Origin of the sequence: Agromyces protaetiae (genome assembly GCF_030866785.1) — a bacterium.
Lineage (GTDB): Bacteria > Actinomycetota > Actinomycetes > Actinomycetales > Microbacteriaceae > Agromyces > Agromyces silvae.
Genome location: NZ_CP133018.1, coordinates 2,573,581 through 2,590,128 on the forward strand (window position 1 = coordinate 2,573,581; position 16,548 = coordinate 2,590,128).

Consider the following 16,548-nt stretch of genomic DNA (forward strand, 5'->3'; position numbering starts at 1 on the left):
CGGACAACTCACGAGCGGGCGCGCGGCCCGGACCGGTCGGCGGCGTCGCCGCGGAGCGTGATGATCGAGCTGTCGGCGACGGCGACCGGGCGATCGTCGTCGTCGCGGATCTCGCACCGATAGTGGCTGATGGTCCGGCCGGCCGATGCCGCCGACGCCACTGCGGTGAGCGTGGTCTGCCAGACGGGGCGGAGGAAGCGAACGGTCAACTCGATGGTGGCGAACGACTCGCCCTCGCCGATCACCGTGGAGTGCGCCGTACCGATCGCCGCATCGGCGAGCTCGGCGATCGTCCCGCCGTGCACGGTGCCCTGCTGATTGCCGTGGACCGCGGGCGTCACATCCATGCTGAGCGTCGCGGAGCGTTCACCGGCATCGATGACCCGGATCCCCAGCAACCCGGAGACCGGTGTCGGATACCGCAGCCACGTCGAGTCCTCTGGCCGGAGCCGGCCCGAGACCTGCCGCTGGAGGTAGTCGAGCACGCTGAGCGGCGTGGCGGCGCCGTCGGCGCTCATGACGCGCTCGTCTCGGCGCGCAGCTGCGCGGTGCGGGCCCGATAGGCCGAGATGACCGCGGCCATGTCGTCACCGTCGTGCCCGAGCGCCAGCGCCTCGGCGTACAGCTCGGCGCACGTCGTCATGAGCGAGGCCGCCGTCGCATGTTCACGGGCGGACGTGACGACGAGGTTCGCGTTCTTCAGCACATCCGGGATCGCCGCCTGCGGTGTGAAGTCGCCCGAGACGATCGCGGCGGCCTTCGCGCGCGACACGAACGACGCCATGGGTCCGGCGCCCAGGATCTCTGCCAGCAGGCCGGCGTCGAGCCCGTGCGTCTCGGCGAAGTGGAAGGACTCGGCGAGGCCGGTGACGACGGTGATGAGGAATGTGTTCACGGCGAGCTTCATGCGCATCGCCTGCGGCGGCGCACCGCAGCGGACGACGGTCGCGCAGACCGGCTCGAGCAACGGTGCCACCTCGTCGACCACGTCGTCGTCCCCGGCGAGCATGCCGATGAGCCGGCCGTCGAGAGCGGGCTGTCGTGACCCGGAGACCGGCGCTTCGACGTACCGTCCGCCGGCCTCGGCGACTCGGCGCGCGAGCGACTCGGAGTAGCCGGGCGGCACGGTGCTCATCTGCACCAGCGTCGTGTCCGCGAGGTGGCGCCCGACCGTGCCGAGCAGGTCGTCGAGCGCCCGCTCGTCGCTCACCATGACGAACACCGTGCGCGAGGTCGCGAACACCTCAGCGGCCGAGCCGGCGACGACTGCGCCGGCTTCCGCGAGCGGCACCGATGCGGCGGGCGTGCGGTTCCAGACGGTCAACGGATGCCTCGTCAGCAGGCGTGCGGCGATCGCGGAGCCCATCAGCCCGAGTCCGATGAACCCATGGGGAGTTGTCGTCATGTGCCACATCCGCCTTCCGCCGCGCACTTCCTGCCGAGTTCCGAGCCAATCACACCGAGGAGTTGGCCAGCGCGGTCCAGTTGCCCATGCTGGACTCATGGCCGCATCCGGAGCCCGAATGTCCGCTCGTGCGCTGCTGTCCATGACCGGCGACCTCGGCGTCGAGGCGGTCGCGTACAGCGAACTCGCCGGGCGCATCCGCGTGCTCATCGCCGACGGACGCATCCCGGTCGACACCCGGCTCCCGTCGGAGCGCGAGCTCGCGGCGGGCGCCGGACGCAGCCGTACGACGATCGTCGCGACGTACCAGGCGCTCCGCGAGAGCGGACACCTCGTCAGCCGCCGGGGTTCGGGCAGCCGGGCGAGCCTGCCGCATCTCGCCGAGGTGTCCAAGCGACCGGGTCGCGCGGTGGACTTCGCCGGCTCGGTGCCGCCGCCGGTCGACGGCCTCAGCGAGCTCATCGCCGAGACCGTTGCCGCGCTCCCGGACATCACCGCGTTCCCGGGCTTCGACCTGCTCGGCCAGGACGCCCTCCGCGAAGCGATCGCCGACCGCTACACCGATCGCGGCCTGCCGACCTCGCCCGATCAGATCATCGTGACGACCGGCGGACAGCATGCGATCTCGCTCACCGCGCACACGCTCATCCGCCGTTCCGATGTCGCCCTCGTCGAATCGCCCACCTATCCGCACGCGTACGAGGCGCTCCAGCGGGCGGGCGCGCGGCTGGTCGCCTCGCCCGTCACCGCGGAGGGGTGGGATGTGCCCCATCTGCTCGGGCTCATCGCCCAGACCCGCCCGAGAGCGGCGTACCTGATCCCCGACTTCCACAACCCGACCGCGGCCTCCATGGACCCGGAAGACCGAGCTCGGCTGGCGCACGCGGCACGCGCCGTCGGCACGACGCTCGTCGTCGACGAGGCGACGGTCGACCTCGACATCGACCGGCCGTGGGATAACGGGCCGTTCGCGCGTCACGCGCTCCCCCACACCGCCGACGGGCCGGGGGTCATCACCCTGGGGTCGTTGTCGAAGTCGATCTGGAGCGGTCTGCGCATCGGCTGGATCCGAGCGGACGCGGCCGTCGTCCGCCGGCTCGTACAAGCCCGCCCCGCGGGCGACCTCGGGACGCCGCCCATCGAGCAGCTCATCGGCGAGCGGGTCGTCCGACGACTCGATGAGCTGGTGCCCGCGCGCCGCCGGCTGCTGCGCGAGCATCGCGCCGTGCTCGGCGAGGCGTTGCACCGCCGCCTCCCGCAGTGGACGATGCCGTGGCCCGATGGCGGGCTGTCCATGTGGGTACAGCTCGACCGGCCCGCGAGCTCCGCACTCGCCGCGGCGTGCCGGGCGCGCGGGATCTCGCTCATGGCCGGGCCGAAGTTCAGCATCGACGGCTCGCTCGAGCGCTTCCTCCGTCTGCCCTTCACCTCCCCCACGGCCGACCTCGACGCGGGCGTCGCCATCCTCGCCGACGCCTGGGCCGAGCTCGGTGATGTGCGGCTCGCTGCTCGGTGACGGACTCGGCGCTTCACCAGGCGTAATACTCGGGCGCCTCACCGGCCGGCGGGAAGATCCGGTCCAGCTCGTCGAGCTGGTCGTCGTCGAGCCTGAGCGTCAGCGCACGCACCGCGGACTCGAGCTGCTCCGGGGTGCGCGGCCCGATCACCGGCCCGTGCACCCCGGGTCGGTGCAGCAGCCATGCGAGCGCAAGCTCCGCGGGCGGATGTCCGGCCTCCGCGCTGAACCGCTCGAATCGCTCGAGCCCTGCGGCGACCTCCGGCCGACGCTCGGCGGCGCGGCCCGCAAGCCGGCGCACCCCGTCGGGACCGCCCGCGAGCAGGCCGTCCTGCAGCGGACTCCAGGCGATGACGCCGAGTCCGAAGCGCTGCGCCGCCGGGAGCACCTCGCGCTCCGCCTCGCGCCGGACCAGGTTGTAGAACGCCTGCTCCGAGACGAGGCCGAGGCGGCCGTGCCGCTCGCGGACGGTCTGCGCCTCCGCGATGTTCCAGCCGGCGAAGTTCGACGAGCCCGTGTAGACGATCTTGCCCCGGTCGACGAGCACGTCCACCGCCTGCCAGACCTCCGGCCAGCTCGTCGCACGGTCGATGTGATGGAACTGATAGAGGTCGATGTGATCGGTGCGGAGGCGGCGAAGCGAGGCATCCGCCTCCCGGCGGATCGCCAGCGCCGAGTACCCGCCGTCGCCCGGCAGGCCAGGACTCACCGGGGCGAAGACCTTGGTGGCCAGGACGACCCGGTCACGGACTCCGGGTCGCGCGTCGAACCAGCGGCCGATGATCTCCTCGGTGAGGCCCTTGTGGTCGGCGGTGCCGTAGCTGTTCGCGGTGTCGATGAAGGTGACGCCCAGGTCGACGGCGAGGTCGAGGATGCGGAACGAGTCCCGCTCATCGAGCACCCGGCCGAGATTCATCGTGCCGAGGACGAGTCGTGAGACCCGCAGCCCGGACCGCCCGAGCTGCGCGGCGGCGCGCTCGTCCCCGGTCACGGCTCAGCCCTCGGCCCGTGCAGCGTCCTCGAGTTCCGCCAACACCTCGCGCAACTCCTCCAGCGGCACGATCGCCTGGATGTTCGTGCCCTGGCTCTTCTCCTCGATGTACGCCGCGAGGCTCGCATCCTGGAACAGCTCCGCGACCCGCTGGAGCGTGGGGTCGTCGGCGCGTCCCTCGCGTGCGGCGACGACGAGCACGTAGGGCAGGTTGAACGCCGCGTCGGGGTCGGTGGTGGCCAGGGCCTCGTCGACCGGCACGTCCGCGTTCGACAGACCGAAGGTGCCGCCGGCGACGAGGTCGACGTCCGGGTAGGTGAAGGGCAGCTGCTCGCCGGCCACCAGGGTGAACTGGAGGTTCTTGGGGTTGCGCGCGATGTCATCCGGAGTGGGGAACAGTCCGGCGTCGTCGCCGAGCTCGATCAGGCCCTCGCTCTCGATGAGGCGGAGCGCGCGGCCGAGGTTCGCCGCATCCTGCGGGATCGACACGCTCGCGCCGTCCGGCAACGCGTCAAGGCTGTCGTACCGCGACGAGAAGAGGCCGTCGAGCGAGAGCCGAACCGACCCGAGCGGCACGATGTCTCCGTCGTTGGCGACGTTGAACTGGCTGAGGAACGCGGCGTGCTGGAAGACGTTCAGATCGATCTCGTCGTTCTGCACCGACGTGTTCGGCAGCACCCAGTCGGTGAACGTCGTGTACTCGAGGTCGATGCCCTCTTCGGCCGCGAGCTCCTCCACGCGATCCCAGATGGGCACCCCGCCCTCGACGATCGCGATCGTGACCGTCTCGCGCGCCTCGGCGTCGCCCGTGTCGGCGCCGTCGGCTCCGGCCGGCTGCGCGGCGCATCCGGCGAGCGCGATCGCAGCGACCGCGGCGACGGCGAGCAGGGGGGTCGTGATCTTGCGTGTCCGGGGCATGAGTCGGTGGTCCTCCGTGTGTCGGTTGCAGGGTCGGCGCGGAGGCAGGTCCTTCGCACGGAGACCATGCTCCGTGAGATTCCAGACGGGCCGCGTCCGGTTGACCTCTCGTGACCGACGGTGACCTCCGATGTCGCCGTGTGTCGGCGGGTGACGAGCGCCGGCGGGTCGGCGACGGGTGATTCCTATCCTGCTGAGGCGGGCACACGTGGGCTCGACGGCTTCGCCCGACCCGGGTGGCTTCCGCGCACGGCGTCACGCGCCAACGTTCCCGATCGAGGAGAGTCATGTCCAACGCCGACCCGGCGCGCACCGGCGAGCCGGTGATCCGCTTCGACCAGGTGAGCAAGGACTTCCGCGGTCGTCGCGACCGCGGCCCGCTCCTCGCGGTCGACGACGTCAGCCTGAGCGTCGAGCAGGGTGACATCTACGGCATCGTCGGCTTCAGCGGAGCAGGCAAGAGCACGCTCCTGCGCCTGGTCAACGGCCTCGAACGCCCGAGTTCCGGACGAGTCGTCGTCGAGGGCGTCGAGCTGGCGTCGCTGCGCGGTCGGGAACTCCGCCGGCTCAGGCGGCGCATCGGGATGATCCACCAGCAGTTCAACCTCATGGCGTCGCGCACCGTGTTCCGCAATGTGGCGTTCCCGCTGACGCTCGCCCGTACGCCACGCGACGAGATCCGCGAGCGGGTCGCCGAGGTCCTCGACTACGTGGGACTCGCCGACAAGGCCCGCGCGTTCCCGGACCAGCTCTCGGGCGGGCAGAAGCAGCGCGTCGGCATCGCACGGGCGCTCGCCGCCAGGCCGGACATCCTCATCTCCGACGAGGCGACCTCGGCGCTCGACCCGCAGACCACGGACGAGGTGCTCGAGCTCCTCGAGCGGGCGAACCGCGACTACGGACTCACCGTGCTCCTGATCACTCACGAGATGGACGTCGTGCGGAAGGTCTGCAACCGGGTCGCCGTCATGCAGGACGGGCGGATCGTCGAGGAGGGCACGACGTTCGAGCTGTTCTCCGCCCCGCAGACGGACACGGCCCGGCGGTTCGTCGGCTCGGCGGTGCGCGACGGGCCATCCCCCGCTCTGCTCGAACGCGCTCGCCGACGCGCGCGTGGCGTGCTCGCGGAGCTGCCGCTCGGCGAACCGGACCCGACCTTCTCCGCACGCCTGCGGGAGACCGGCGTGGACTTCCTCGTCCACTACGGAAGCCTCGAAGAAGTCCGCGACCGGACGTTCGGCCGGCTCCTGGTCGAGCTCGTCGGCCCGCCGGCCGCGGTCCAGGGCCTCATCGCCGAATTCGGGCTCCGCACGATCCCGGAGCACGCCTCGTGAGCACCGACTGGACCACCATGTGGCCGAAGATCCTGCAGGCGACGGCCGAGACGCTGTACCTCGTGACGGCGACCCTGTTCTTCGCGTCGATCGCGGGCCTGCTGCTCGGGTTGCTGCTCTACGCGACGCGACCCGGCAACGTGCTGCAGAGCCGTGCCGTGCATCTCGGGCTCAACCTCGTCATCAACGTGGTCCGTCCCATCCCGTTCATCATCTTCATCGTGGCCCTCACGCCGGTGACGCGCGCGGTGATCGGCACGTCGATCGGTCCCAATGCCGCGATCTTCGCCATGACGATCGCGGCCGCGCTCAGCGTCGCCCGGATCGTCGAGAACAACCTCGTCGCCGTGCCGGTCGGGGTGGTCGAAGCCGCCGCGGCGATGGGGGCGTCGCCGTTCACGATCCTCGTCCGCGTGGTGGTGCCCGAGGCGCTCGGACCGCTGATCCTCGGGCTCACCTACATCCTCGTCGCGCTCATCGACTTCTCCGCCATGGCGGGCGTCGTCGGTGGTGGCGGCCTCGGCTCGCTCGCCATGGTGTACGGCTATCAGCGTTTCGAGATCGAGGTGATGCTCATCACCATCGTCATCCTCGTGCTGCTCGTCCAGCTGGCGCAGCTGCTCGGCAACAAGCTCACCCGCATCATCATGCGCCGCTGACCGGAAGGACCCGCTGTGACCATCCCCTCATTGCTCCGCTTCGCCGATCCGGGAGCGTCCGTGCGTTCCCGCTTCGCCGACGCGGTGACGGCCGTGGCCGACCACTTGCGACCGGACGCGGTGCAGCGCGAGATCGCGGGCGCCGATCCGCACGACGAGATCGACCTGTTGCGCCGATTCGGGCTGCTGAGCGCACCCGTGCCCGCGGCGTTCGGAGGAGGCGGCATCGAGCTCGAGGAGGTGGTGGAGGCCGTGCGCCTCATCGCCCGCGTCGACGGCTCGGTCGCGGCGCTCCTCGGCTACCACTACCAGCGCGTGCACAGCATCGCGGACGCCGCCGGTGGCGGCGACCCGCAGATCGAGACGCGCCGCGCCCGGCTGCTGACCGACACGGCGCGCGAGGGCTGGTACTGGGCAGCGACGGGAAGCGCACAGGACGCGGAGTTCACCCTCGAGCCGCACGTCGACGGCGGCTATCTCGTCAGCGGGCGCAAGGGCTTCGCGACGGGCGCGTCGGTCGCCGACCGGCTGGTGAGCGCCGGCAGCCTCGGCGACCAAGGCCGTGTGCTGCGCTTCGCCATCGACCCGTCCCGTCCCGGCATCCGCTTCGCGGGCGATTGGGACAACATCGGCCAGCGACTCACCGCGAGCGGCGGCATCGAGCTCGACGGGTATCACGTCCAGGAGGAGGACGTGTTCGGCTCGTTCCCGCGCTTCAGCGGAGAGGCCGGGGAGTCGTTCGCCCGGGATCCGCAGGCTTCGCTCATCGTGCCGGCGTTCCAGCTGCTGTTCGTGCACCTCTACCTCGGTCTCGCGGAGGGCGCCCTCGGCGAGGCATCCGGCTATGTGCGGGCGCAGAGCCGGCCGTGGGTGCACGCCGTCGCCGACTCGCCCGCCGACGACCCCTATGTGCTGCGGCACGTCGGGGAGTCGGCGGTGCAGCTGAGCGCAGCATCCGCGCTCGCGGATCAGGCGACCGCCGAGCTCGCGTACGGTCGCGCGCGCGGCGCGGCGCTCACCTACGACGAGCGTTCGCGCATCGCGGTGCGGATCGCGGCGGCGAAGGTCGCGAGTACGCAGGTCGCACTCGCGACCACCGCGCGCGTGTTCGAGGCGACGGGCGCCCGCTCGACTCAGCGTGCGGTGGGTCTCGACCGGTTCTGGCGGGAGGCGCGCACGCATACGCTCCACGACCCGGTGGAGTACAAGATCCGCGAGGTCGGCGACGCGGTCCTGAACGGCCGCTCGCCCGAACCCTCGCACTACCGGTGAGGGGTACGGGCATGACGAGACGGCTGGCGTTCAATCTGTTCGACATGACGACGACCGGGCACCTCGCCCAGGGGCTCTGGCGGCATCCGGACACCGAGCGGCTCCAGGTGCACACGCTCGCGTTCTGGACCGCGCAGGCCCGACGAGCGGAGACCGGACTCTTCGACGCGCTGTTCCTCGCCGACGTGCTCGGCGTCTACGAGGGGTACCGCGGCACCCGGGACACGGCCGTGCGCGAGGGAGTCCAGGTGCCCAACTACGACCCGCTGCTGCTGGTCCCGGCGATGGCGGCGGTCACGGACCACCTCGGGTTCGTGGTCACGGCGAGCACGAGCTACGAACCGCCGTTCGCGTTCGCGCGACGCGCGAGCACGCTCGACCATCTCACGGACGGCCGGGTGGGATGGAACGTGGTCACCTCGTACCTCCCGAACGCCGCCCGCAACTTCGGGCACCGCGAGGAGATCCCGCACGGCGAGCGGTACCAAATCGCCGAGGAGTACCTCGAGGTGCTCTACAAGCTGTGGGAGGGCTCGTGGGACGACGACGCGGTCCGGCACGACACCGCCGGCGGCGTCTTCAGCGACCCCGCGAAGGTGCACGCGATCGACCACTCGGGCGAGCACTTCCGGGTCGCCGGCCCGCATCTCGTGGATCCGTCACCCCAGCGCACCCCGGTGCTCTACCAGGCGGGCGCATCGCCGACCGGTCTCGCCTTCGCCGGGCGGCACGCCGAAGCCGTCTTCGTGGGCGGGTCGACCGCCGAGATCGTCGCCCGCGGCGTGCGTGCGATCCGCGAGGCCGCCGAGCAGGCCGGGCGCGACCCGCAGGCGGTGAAGGTCTTCGCCGAGTTGGGCGTCGTGACCGCCGAGAGCACGCCCGCGGCGCGTGAGAAGCTCGCAGCGCTCGACGCCTTCGCGAGCATCGAGGGCTATCTCGCGAAGACCGCAGGCGGCGGTCCCGACCTGCTCGCGTACGAGCCCGATGAACTCGTCGAGCGGCTGCACGAACGCGGGGCCTCCGGAGCCGCAGGCTACAACCGATTCCCACCGGGCACGACGGTCGGACAGGCGATCGACAGTCTGCGGTCGGTCGGCCAGGGAGCGTTCTTCGCGGTGGGTTCGGGCGCTGAGGTGGCGGACCGCATCGAGGAATGGGCCGCGCAGACCGGACTCGACGGCTTCAATCTCCGGCAGGCGATCACTCCGGGTTCCGTCGATGACTTCATCGCGCACGTCGTCCCCGAACTCCAGGCGCGTGGGCGCTATCGCACGTCGTACGAGGAGACCGTCCTGCGGGAGCGTGTCGCGGGCTCCGGCCCGCGGCTCGCCGCGTCGCATCCCGGTGCGCGGTTCCGCGGCGCGTTCGCCGAACGCTGACGGCCGCCTCCTCCGCCCGAGACTAGGACGTGCGTTCCGGCATCGCCGTGCGGCGTTGCTCCCTCGACGTCGCGCCGATGAGGAGGCCTGCGGCGAGGACAGCCTGGGCGAGCAGTCCGAGGTACCAGCTCGCCGCGGTGCGGTCGACGAGGGCGGGCACGGTCGTCGCCTCGTGCTGGCCGTCGATCGTGCAGGCGTCGAGGATCTCGGTCGTCTCGCCCGCGACCTGTGCCTGACGGACACCGGAGGTCACCATGCCGAACAGGTCAGCGGGGCTCTGCATGCTGCCCTGCCAGGTCAGCGGAGTCGCGTCGGCGACGAGCACGAAGGGGTTCGCGGCGAGCACCCACCAGGCGAGGTCGAGCCTGGCTCGCTCGGAAGTCGTCCGCTGCCACGCCTCGCACGTGGTCACGCCCTCGCCGTCGGCGTCCTCGACACAGTCGCTGGCGCCCTCGGCGAACGCCTCGTCGCAGTCGGCGACGAGCTCGGTCGACGACCAGCTGACCCCGCGGTTCTCAGTCACGACCTCGTGCCGCGCGAGATTGCCGACGAACGCGAACACCAGGATGGTGCCGATCGTCAGGCCCGCGACCACGGCGTAGGCCACGGCCACGGACCTGCCGGGGCGGGCCACCAGTCCGCTCACGCCCACGGCGATCGCGCCGAGCACCAGGACCTCCGCGATGAGGATGCCGAGCGAGCCGATGACGACGTGCGCGGCGACGCCGCCGGCCACGGCAGCGACGAGCAGCACCGGGACGGCGATGCCGACGAACACGAGGCTGGTCACCCACTCGGCGAGCAGCGCCCCGAAGACGCGAGCCGCTGGACTCGACGCGGTCGCCTCGTCGGACGACGAGTGTTCGGCCGAGCGCCCGACCAGTGCCGACACATTGAGCGCACGCCCCTGCACAGCCGGTCCCGCAACGATCGCGAGCAGCAGCACCCAGAAGACCACTGACGAGTAGATGAGCGGGCCGGTGTCGCCGCCGCCCGAGAGCGCGGAGAGTGCCCAGGCCACGACCGCCGACACCACCGTGAGCACGAGCAGGACGACGGCGTAGACGCCGAGCAGGATCAGGAACCGACGGCTCGCGAAGCGGCGCCGCAGCCGGTCACCGGCGACCGAGCCCGCGCCTTTCTGGCGCGGGGTCGCGCCGGCGGTCTCGCGTCGGTCGTCTCGGAGGTTCCTGGTGTCCATGCCGTCACCTTAGGGCGCGGGATGCCTCGAGCTCGCGCCACGGCGTAGAACTACCTAGTCGTGCTCGACGTGGTCGCCGGGAAGGCGAAAACCCCCGGCGAGCCGGGGGTTTTCAGTTGGTGGGCGATACTGGGATCGAACCAGTGACCTCTTCCGTGTCAGGGAAGCGCGCTACCGCTGCGCCAATCGCCCAAGTCGAGGAGAACCTCGTCTTGGAGGTGGATACGGGATTCGAACCCGTGTATACGGCTTTGCAGGCCGCTGCCTCGCCTCTCGGCCAATCCACCGTGTATGGGTTCACCACCAGAAGAACAGCCTGGGAGTGAACCCGGGCTGATCAGAGCGGATGACGAGATTCGAACTCGCGACCCTCACCTTGGCAAGGTGATGCGCTACCACTGCGCCACATCCGCGTTGCCCGCATTTCTGCGTGCAGAGAGACTCTAACCGATGATGTGAACGAATCACAAACCGAGGGCGTCACACCAGGATTCCGACCCGGTCGCGCCCCGATTCGAGGTCCTATCCCGGGCGTGTCCGCCAGCCTACGGTCCGCCCATGAGGCCACGGAGACGCGGCGACGACCTCGGGAGGGAGTTCCCCGCCCTCGATGTGCAATCGCCCCCTCGCGTCGGCTACTATCGAAGACGCGGCCGCTCGCCGGCCGCACCATCCTGTGGGCACCTGCCCTCATGGGCGATTGGCGCAGCTGGTAGCGCGCTTCCTTCACACGGAAGAGGTCGTCGGTTCGAGCCCGGCATCGCCCACTGACTACGTCGTTCGCCACGCACGCGCGGGGCATCCAGGTCAGGTTTCGTCCACGACCGCGATCGGGCTGAACGCCTGCGGCTCCCCCTCGACCGGAGTCTCAATCGTCTCGACGTCGTCGTCACGCCCGGTGAGGCGATCGACAGCGGCCGCGAACTGGCGGCGGAGCGCATCTTCCGCCATGGCCGCATCGCCGTCGCGCAGGGCGGTCATGAGTTCGCGATACGTCGGCGAGACCGTCCGGCGCACGGAGTAGCCGTTCTTCTCGGACAGACTCGCGATGCGCGTCTCGATCGCGAGCGTCGCCATGGCCTTCGACAGGCGGGGGCTGCCGACGGTGTCGACGAGCAGCCGGTGGAACGCGAGGTCGGCATCGCCGATGGCCCGGGCGTCGTCACCTTCGCTCACGGTCTCGAGCGCGGCGAGCGCCCGATCGAGCGCCTCGAGGTCGAACGCCGCTGGGGCGGCGGCGATCATGCGCGCCGCCTGGGACTCGATCGCCATCCGTGCGTCGTAGACGTCGGCGATCTGATCGGGACCGATGGTGGTGACCCGCAGCCCGCGACCGGGCGACGCCGTCAGCAAGCCCTCTTCCACGAGACGTTGCGCCGCCTCGCGGAGCGGACCGCGGCTGACTCCCAGCTGGCTCGACATCTCCACCTCGCCGATCGGGCTTCCGACCGGGAGCGCGCCGGTGAAGATCGCCGTACGCAGCTCAGCAGCGATGAGGTCGACGGTGGATGGCCTCGCCACGCGGAGCACCGAAGCCGCCGAAGCCGGACGCGTCGGATGTGCAGCCATCCCGTGCCCCCTCTCTGATCTCCCGCTCGTGGCGGCCCTTTGCATCGTCGACGCCCAGCGCACGGCACCCGGTCGTCGCCGCCTGTCTCGAGTCTGCCCGAGCATAACGATTTTGTACAGTTGTCAACAATCTGCGGATCCGACTGTACTTACGTTGACAGTCTCTCTACAGTGGGCAACCGTGTCGAAACGCGGGCGCTCACGAGCGCCCATCTCTGTATACGGAACTCGAGGAATGACGATGACGACGAAGACCACCCGTACCGGCCTCTCGGCCGTCGCGATCGGCGCCCTGACGCTCGGCGCACTCGCCGGCTGCGCGAATGACGATGCCACCGAGGCGGGCGGCAGCACGCTCGAGCAGCTCCGCGCCGACGGCTCGATCACCGTCGCGATCGCCGACGAACGCCCCTACTCGTGGAAGGAGGGCGACGAGGCGAAGGGCGCGACGATCGCCATGCACGAGCAGATCTTCGCCGAGATGGGCATCGACCAGGTCGAGGTCGTCGAGGTCGACTGGAACTCGCTCATCCCCGGTCTGAACGCCGGCAGGTTCGACGCGATCAGCGCGGGCATGTCCATCATGCCGGACCGTTGCGCCGAAGCGGCGTTCAGCGATCCCGAGATCATGTACACGACGACGCTCATGGTGCCCGAGGGCAACCCGCAGGGGCTCACCGACCTCGACTCCGTCGCGGACTCGGGCGGCGACGTCACCCTCGCCGTCCTCTCGGGCGGCATCGAGGCCGGCTACGCCGAAGACCTCGGCATCGGGAACACGGTGTCGGTCGACAACGCCCAGAGCGGCATGGACCTCGTGTCGAACGGGCGCGCTGACGCGTTCGCGATGACGGCGATCTCGCTCAACTGGATGGCCGACAACTCCCCCGACGCCGGCGTCGAGACGACCGACGCCTTCGTTCAGGAGCTCGACGGCGTCGAACAGATCGGCGCGGGCGCCACGGTCTTCCGTCAGGACGACACCGAGCTGCTCGAGGCCTACAACGAGGCGCTCGCGGGCATCACGGGCGACGCCGAGACCTACCTGTCGCTTGTGGGCGAGTACGGGTTCACCGAAGAGAACCTGCCGCCGTCGGATCTCACCACCGAGCAGCTCTGCGCCGGTGACCTGAGCTGACGTTGGCCGACAACCTCGAAGCGCTGGGCGCGGCGCTCCCGCAGGTGTGGCAGGGGGTGCTCATCACCCTCCAGCTCACCGTCGGGGGCGCCCTCCTGGCGTTCGTGCTGGCGGTCGCGCTCGGGCTCATGGCCCGGGCAGACCGCACGTTCGTGCGTGGCATCGCGCGCGTGGTGATCGAGTTCTTCCGCGGGACATCCCTCGTCGTCCAGCTGTTCTTCCTGTTCTTCGTCCTCCCCCAGCTCGGCGTCGAACTGCCGCCGATGCTCGTCGGCATCCTCGGGCTCGGGCTGAACTACGGCGCCTACGGCGCCGAGGTCGTGCGCGGATCGATCAACGCCGTGCCGGCCGGGCAGTGGGAGGCCACGACCGCGCTGAGCATGGGCCCGGTCCAGCGGATGACCCGCGTCATCTTCCCGCAGGCATGGGCGCTCATGCTGCCCTCGCTGAACAACCTGCTCGTCCTGCTGCTGAAGGGCACGGCGATCGTGAGCTTCATCACAATGGCCGACCTGACGTTCGAGCTCGGCAAGCTCCGGCAGAGCACAGACACGTTCTTCGCCTACACCGTGGGGCTCGTGATCTACTTCGTCATCGCGTACGCGCTGACGCTCGTCATGAACGCGCTGGAGATCCGCGCCAAGCACCGGCTCGGCGTCGGTGACTCGCTGCGGGCCGTGCTCCGCCCGAAGACCCCGGAGAAGACCGTATGAACGACCTCTGGAGCTGGAGCACCGCGTGGGAGGCGCTTCCACAGCTGTTGGAGGCGTTCGTCCGGGTCACGCTCCTCGTCACCGTGCTCGGCAGCGCCATCGCCGCCGTCCTCGGACTGCTGCTGGCGATCGCCCGGCGCTCCCTGCCGAGGCCGCTCTCGGCGATCCTCGGCTTCGCGATGAACTTCGTCCGGATGACGCCGATCGTCGTCCAGCTGCTGTTCGTCTACTACCTGTTCCTCTCGGTGGACCCGGTGGTGCTCGGCATCGTAATCTTCGGCGTCCACTACGCCACCTACATGGCCGAGGCGTACCGCGCGGGCATCGATTCGATTCCCGCGGGCCAGTGGGAGGCGACCACGGCGCTGTCCATGTCACGCCGCCGGGCCTGGACGGCGGTCATCATCCCGCAGGCGGTCCGAGCCACCGCACCGGCGCTCGGCAACTACGTGATCTCGATGCTGAAGGACACCCCGTTCCTCATCGCGATCACCGTCGTCGAACTCGTCCGCGCCGCCCTCATCATCGGCGGCAACACGTTCCGGTACGTCGAGGTGTTCACGCTCGCCGGCATCATCTTCCTGCTCGCCAGCTACCCGACGTCGTTGCTCGTCGGCCGATTGGAGAAACGCCTTGCCTACACCTCCTGACCCGAAGGAACGCCCCGAAGCCACGAAGCCTGGGGCCCCAGCGATCCGATTCGCCGGCGTACAGAAGCGGTTCGGCGGCCACACGGTGCTCGACGACCTCGAGTTCACGGTCGCCAAGGGTGATCGGGTCACCCTGATCGGGCCGAGCGGATCGGGGAAGACCACCATCCTCCGCCTCGTGATGACCCTCGAGGAGGCCGATGGCGGCTACATCTTCATCGATGGCGAGCCGCTCACGCATCGCGAGGTCGACGGGCGGCGGGTCGAGCTCAAGGAGAAGCACAAGAACCGGATGCGCCAGCGCATCGGGATGGTCTTCCAGCAGTTCAACCTCTTCCCGAACATGACCGTCATGGAGAACCTCATCGAGGCCCCCGTACACGTGCTCGGCATCCCGAAGAAGGCCGCGATGGAGAAGGCGCGGGATCTGCTCGACCGGGTGGGCCTCGCCGACAAGGCGGATGCGCACCCGCTCGAGCTGTCGGGTGGGCAGCAGCAGCGGGTCGCGATCGCACGGGCGCTCGCCATGGATCCGGAGATCCTGCTGCTCGACGAGGTCACGAGCGCGCTCGACCCCGAGATCGTCGGTGACGTGCTCAACATCCTCCGTGACATCGCGCAGACGACGGACATCACGATGCTCATCGTCACGCACGAGATGCAGTTCGCGCGCGACGTGTCCAACCGCGTCCTCATGTTCGATCACGGGTCGATCGTGGAGGAGGGCAGCCCCGAGCAGATCTTCACCGAACCGCGCGAGCATCGAACCAGGGAGTTCCTCTCCGCCGTACTCTGACCGCCGGCGGGGATCCCGGCACGCGTCCCGACGTGCGAGCACGTCGACAGAATCGGAGTGACCGCTAGCATTTGGTGCAGTGCGCCAGCGTCGGGCACGGCCCTCGGGGCATCCGGCCGGCGTTTCGACCCGTGACCGTCCCGACGAACCGGAGACCCATGCGTAAGCGCGGCCTCATCATCCTCGGCGCCGGCGTCGGCGTGCTCGCCCTCGTCGTCGGCGGCGCCTACTGGGCAGGGCGCTCGCTCTTCCACGAGCCCACGGCGCGCGGCGTCGACTCCGTGATCGGAGAACTCGGCGGTGAGCGGGTGCTGGGCGTGTTCGCCCACCCCGACGACGAGCAGACCGTCAACGGATTGTTCTGGCGGGCGTCGGAGCGCGACGGCGCCTACACGGCCATGATCACCGCGACTCGGGGCGAAGCGGGCGAGCAGTCGCCCACCGTCGGGCGCCAGGTGGACCTCGGGACGATCCGCGAGGCGGAAGCGCTCATGAACAGCTTCAATCTCGGGGTCGACCGGCACGTCGTGTGGGACTACCCCGACGGCGGAGTACCGGAGGCTGACGAGCAGGAGCTCGTCGATCGCGTCGCCGACGAGATGCGCCTGGTCAAGCCCGACGTCGTCGTCGCGTTCTGGCCGGAATCGGGCGCGACCGGGCACAAGGACCACATGGAGATGGGCTCGGCCACCGAGCAGGCCATCGCGCAGGTCGCGGCGGCGGACGACACCTACGCCGGCCCGCGATGGATCGTCTACACGATCAGCCCGACCTCGGCGCTCGCCGCCTTCGGCGGCGAGCAGGGCGCGTTCGTCGTCGAGAATCAACCGGATCCCGACTACGCGATGCCCGCCGAGGTGCAGAAGAAGCACGAGGGATGGGCGATCCACCGATCGCAGGAGAACTACATGCAGGAGTCGTACATCCTGCCGACCTGGCTGATCTACGCACTGTGGGATCAGGAGTTCTACCACGTCCGCGATCTCCAGGCCGACCCGCTCTGACGC

At 70.0% G+C, this 16,548-nt stretch carries 16 protein-coding genes and 4 tRNA genes; 11 read left to right on the plus strand and 9 right to left on the minus strand.

Annotated features, from left to right (window positions below):
* Positions 1-8 precede the first annotated feature (8 nt).
* Positions 9-518, minus strand: coding sequence for a PaaI family thioesterase (locus QU602_RS11850; protein WP_308796664.1), 510 nt, complete (start codon positions 516-518; stop codon positions 9-11).
* Positions 515-1,405: an NAD(P)-dependent oxidoreductase gene (locus QU602_RS11855; RefSeq protein ID WP_308796665.1), complete on the minus strand. Its 891-nt coding sequence runs from the start codon at positions 1,403-1,405 to the stop codon at positions 515-517. The genes QU602_RS11850 and QU602_RS11855 overlap by 4 nt, the downstream gene beginning before the upstream one ends.
* Positions 1,406-1,502: 97 nt before the next feature.
* Between QU602_RS11855 and yczR the strand changes: the two genes are divergently transcribed.
* On the plus strand, positions 1,503-2,921 hold the full coding sequence (yczR, locus tag QU602_RS11860; RefSeq protein ID WP_308796666.1) for a MocR-like transcription factor YczR: 1,419 nt from the start codon (positions 1,503-1,505) through the stop codon (positions 2,919-2,921).
* 13 nt (positions 2,922-2,934) lie between these two features.
* Here yczR and QU602_RS11865 read toward each other — a convergent pair whose 3' ends face one another.
* Positions 2,935-3,837 carry an aldo/keto reductase gene (locus QU602_RS11865; RefSeq protein WP_373692931.1) on the minus strand — a complete coding sequence of 301 codons (903 nt, stop codon included), beginning with the start codon at positions 3,835-3,837 and terminating at the stop codon, positions 2,935-2,937.
* Between the two features lie 78 nt (positions 3,838-3,915).
* Positions 3,916-4,830 (minus strand): MetQ/NlpA family ABC transporter substrate-binding protein, encoded by a 915-nt coding sequence (locus QU602_RS11870; RefSeq protein WP_308796669.1) that lies wholly within the window; start codon positions 4,828-4,830, stop codon positions 3,916-3,918.
* Between the two features lie 287 nt (positions 4,831-5,117).
* On the opposite strand from QU602_RS11870, the gene QU602_RS11875 reads away from it, so the two are divergent.
* The 4 genes from QU602_RS11875 to QU602_RS11890 are packed head-to-tail and all read left to right on the plus strand — an operon-like array spanning position 5,118 to position 9,474.
* Positions 5,118-6,164, plus strand: a complete 1,047-nt coding sequence (locus QU602_RS11875; protein WP_308796670.1) for a methionine ABC transporter ATP-binding protein — start codon at positions 5,118-5,120, stop codon at positions 6,162-6,164.
* Between the two features lie 17 nt (positions 6,165-6,181).
* Positions 6,182-6,823, plus strand: coding sequence for a methionine ABC transporter permease (locus QU602_RS11880; RefSeq protein WP_308800162.1), 642 nt, complete (start codon positions 6,182-6,184; stop codon positions 6,821-6,823).
* A gap of 15 nt (positions 6,824-6,838) precedes the next feature.
* A complete protein-coding gene (locus QU602_RS11885; protein WP_308796671.1) occupies positions 6,839-8,095 on the plus strand; it encodes an acyl-CoA dehydrogenase family protein in 1,257 nt (418 codons plus the stop codon).
* Positions 8,096-8,106: 11 nt separating this feature from the next.
* The gene (locus QU602_RS11890; protein WP_308796672.1) at positions 8,107-9,474 is read left to right on the plus strand and encodes an LLM class flavin-dependent oxidoreductase; all 1,368 of its coding nucleotides are present in this window, start codon (positions 8,107-8,109) and stop codon (positions 9,472-9,474) included.
* 22 nt (positions 9,475-9,496) lie between these two features.
* Here the strand turns inward: QU602_RS11890 and QU602_RS11895 are convergent, their stop codons facing one another.
* The 4 genes from QU602_RS11895 to QU602_RS11910 form a co-directional block, all read right to left on the minus strand.
* Complete coding sequence (locus QU602_RS11895; protein ID WP_308796673.1) at positions 9,497-10,675, minus strand: hypothetical protein; 1,179 nt, start codon at positions 10,673-10,675, stop codon at positions 9,497-9,499.
* 117 nt (positions 10,676-10,792) lie between these two features.
* Positions 10,793-10,867: transfer RNA gene (locus tag QU602_RS11900), tRNA-Val, on the minus strand.
* A gap of 21 nt (positions 10,868-10,888) precedes the next feature.
* Positions 10,889-10,962, minus strand: a tRNA-Cys gene (locus tag QU602_RS11905).
* Between the two features lie 54 nt (positions 10,963-11,016).
* A tRNA-Gly gene (locus tag QU602_RS11910) sits at positions 11,017-11,088 on the minus strand.
* 281 nt (positions 11,089-11,369) lie between these two features.
* On the opposite strand from QU602_RS11910, the gene QU602_RS11915 reads away from it, so the two are divergent.
* A tRNA-Val gene (locus QU602_RS11915) sits at positions 11,370-11,442 on the plus strand.
* A 40-nt stretch (positions 11,443-11,482) separates the two neighbouring features.
* Here the strand turns inward: QU602_RS11915 and QU602_RS11920 are convergent.
* A complete protein-coding gene (locus QU602_RS11920) occupies positions 11,483-12,196 on the minus strand; it encodes a GntR family transcriptional regulator (RefSeq protein WP_308796674.1) in 714 nt (237 codons plus the stop codon).
* Positions 12,197-12,485: 289 nt separating this feature from the next.
* Here QU602_RS11920 and QU602_RS11925 point away from each other — a divergent pair, with 289 nt between their 5' ends.
* The 5 genes from QU602_RS11925 to QU602_RS11945 all read left to right on the plus strand — a co-directional run bounded on the left by QU602_RS11925 (position 12,486) and on the right by QU602_RS11945 (position 16,545).
* On the plus strand, positions 12,486-13,382 hold the full coding sequence (locus QU602_RS11925) for a transporter substrate-binding domain-containing protein (protein WP_308796675.1): 897 nt from the start codon (positions 12,486-12,488) through the stop codon (positions 13,380-13,382).
* 2 nt (positions 13,383-13,384) lie between these two features.
* Complete coding sequence (ehuC, locus tag QU602_RS11930; RefSeq protein WP_308796676.1) at positions 13,385-14,095, plus strand: ectoine/hydroxyectoine ABC transporter permease subunit EhuC; 711 nt, start codon at positions 13,385-13,387, stop codon at positions 14,093-14,095.
* A complete protein-coding gene (ehuD, locus tag QU602_RS11935) occupies positions 14,092-14,745 on the plus strand; it encodes an ectoine/hydroxyectoine ABC transporter permease subunit EhuD (RefSeq protein WP_308796677.1) in 654 nt (217 codons plus the stop codon). The genes ehuC and ehuD overlap by 4 nt, the downstream gene beginning before the upstream one ends.
* A complete protein-coding gene (gene ehuA, locus QU602_RS11940; RefSeq protein ID WP_308796678.1) occupies positions 14,729-15,541 on the plus strand; it encodes an ectoine/hydroxyectoine ABC transporter ATP-binding protein EhuA in 813 nt (270 codons plus the stop codon). The genes ehuD and ehuA overlap by 17 nt, the downstream gene beginning before the upstream one ends.
* Before the next feature lie 158 nt (positions 15,542-15,699).
* Positions 15,700-16,545 carry a PIG-L deacetylase family protein gene (locus tag QU602_RS11945; protein WP_308796679.1) on the plus strand — a complete coding sequence of 282 codons (846 nt, stop codon included), beginning with the start codon at positions 15,700-15,702 and terminating at the stop codon, positions 16,543-16,545.
* The last annotated feature ends 3 nt before the right edge of the window (positions 16,546-16,548 follow it).

Bases quoted from the DNA above. Each gene is read 5' to 3' on its own strand.
- yczR (WP_308796666.1), top strand. From the start codon at position 1,503: ATGGCCGCATCCGGAGCCCGAATGTCCGCTCGTGCGCTGCTGTCCATG.
- QU602_RS11850 (WP_308796664.1), bottom strand. From the start codon at position 518: ATGAGCGCCGACGGCGCCGCCACGCCGCTCAGCGTGCTCGACTACCTC.
- QU602_RS11855 (WP_308796665.1), bottom strand. From the start codon at position 1,405: ATGACGACAACTCCCCATGGGTTCATCGGACTCGGGCTGATGGGCTCC.
- QU602_RS11865 (WP_373692931.1), bottom strand. From the start codon at position 3,837: ATGAATCTCGGCCGGGTGCTCGATGAGCGGGACTCGTTCCGCATCCTC.
- QU602_RS11880 (WP_308800162.1), top strand. From the start codon at position 6,182: ATGTGGCCGAAGATCCTGCAGGCGACGGCCGAGACGCTGTACCTCGTG.
- ehuD (WP_308796677.1), top strand. From the start codon at position 14,092: ATGAACGACCTCTGGAGCTGGAGCACCGCGTGGGAGGCGCTTCCACAG.
- QU602_RS11890 (WP_308796672.1), top strand. From the start codon at position 8,107: ATGACGAGACGGCTGGCGTTCAATCTGTTCGACATGACGACGACCGGG.
- QU602_RS11925 (WP_308796675.1), top strand. From the start codon at position 12,486: ATGACGACGAAGACCACCCGTACCGGCCTCTCGGCCGTCGCGATCGGC.
- QU602_RS11895 (WP_308796673.1), bottom strand. From the start codon at position 10,675: ATGGACACCAGGAACCTCCGAGACGACCGACGCGAGACCGCCGGCGCG.
- QU602_RS11945 (WP_308796679.1), top strand. From the start codon at position 15,700: ATGCGTAAGCGCGGCCTCATCATCCTCGGCGCCGGCGTCGGCGTGCTC.
- QU602_RS11875 (WP_308796670.1), top strand. From the start codon at position 5,118: ATGTCCAACGCCGACCCGGCGCGCACCGGCGAGCCGGTGATCCGCTTC.
- QU602_RS11870 (WP_308796669.1), bottom strand. From the start codon at position 4,830: ATGCCCCGGACACGCAAGATCACGACCCCCCTGCTCGCCGTCGCCGCG.